This window comes from Rummeliibacillus sp. POC4 (genome assembly GCF_003576525.1).
Classification (GTDB): Bacteria; Bacillota; Bacilli; order Bacillales_A; family Planococcaceae; genus Rummeliibacillus.
Window position 1 is genome coordinate 1 of record NZ_QWUA01000155.1, and the last position, 1,264, is coordinate 1,264.

A 1,264-nucleotide genomic window follows, 5' to 3' on the forward strand; every position below is an offset into this window, starting at 1 on the left:
ACTCCCATGAATTCTAAGAAAAAGTATATTTTTCCATATAAGAATATTATAAGATAATTGTATATTTATGTAAATAATAAAAATTTTTATAAAATCATTTCTGATTCTCCACCTAAAAATATAATAGGGTGAATATATTTAATTTCCCAACGCTTTTTTAGGCAAGCTAACAACAAACTTCTATAAACTTAAATTAACTTTATCAATCACTTTTTCTAAAAGCATACTCAATTACACAATCTATATATACAAAAAAATCAACAGTTTACATTTGAACTGTTGATTTTTTGTAAAACATAATATAATCCCAACTACCAAAACTTAATGTCATAAAGTGCATCTAAAGAAATAGAACCAGCACCTGCTAAAGCAATTCCTAGTGCAACAGCAATTAATACCACATTATACTCAATTCCACCCTTGTCAGAGAAAAGTCCATTTTTCCCATGCACAGTTACAATGGCAATAATCATCGGTACAATGATAAAAAGTGCGGCCAAAGGTGTAAGGAATCCCAACAAGAAAAGTATTCCACCAACTAATTCACCAAAGCCAGCTAATAATGCCATTGGTTTTCCTGGTTTAATACCTATTTGTTCAAAAAATGCACCTGTTCCAGCTGGTCCGCCACCTCCAAACCATCCAAATGCTTTCTGTGTACCATGAGCTGCAAAATATAGTCCAACGATTACTCGTATTATTAATAGACCGATAGCTTCCATTATAAAAACCCCCAAATTTTTATTTAGTTGCTATAGCAACTAAAACAACGTTCTTCATTTTAATAGAAAGTCCCGATCATTGCAAGTTTTTTTACTTATTCTTATTTGAATCTACATTTCGTTGCATTTTTAACAGTATATTATTTACCATTTGTAGTTCCTCATTAGTGATTCCTGAACAGACTATACGATTAAATTCCTCAGTAATTGGATAAACCTTCTCACCTAAACTAATGCCCTTTTCAGTAAGATACACATTGAATGATCGACAATCTTTTTCATTTACTTTTCGACTGATTAATTCTTTTTTTTCTAAACTACAAATCATTCGAGCGATATTCGTTTTATCTTTATTAAGCCTTTTAGCTATTTCGTTTTGGCTTAATCCATCTTTTTCCCATAAAAGTATCAAAATTAAGTTTTGTTCAGGTGCAATATTTAAGTGTGCTAATTTTGCTTTAATATAGCTTGTTAAAGTTAAGTCTGTTTGATGAATTAATATACTTATATAATCATCCATTGAAATTTTCATATATAAACTC

The 1,264-nt window shown here is 29.8% G+C and carries 2 protein-coding genes; both read right to left on the reverse strand.

The window, feature by feature from the left end:
* Positions 1 to 311: 311 nt before the first annotated feature.
* A complete protein-coding gene (locus D1606_RS18495; protein ID WP_119417452.1) occupies positions 312 to 722 on the reverse strand; it encodes a DoxX family protein in 411 nt (136 codons plus the stop codon).
* A gap of 91 nt (positions 723 to 813) precedes the next feature.
* On the reverse strand, positions 814 to 1,264 hold a 451-nt coding region (locus D1606_RS18500), incomplete at its 5' end, for a MarR family winged helix-turn-helix transcriptional regulator (RefSeq protein WP_369973830.1).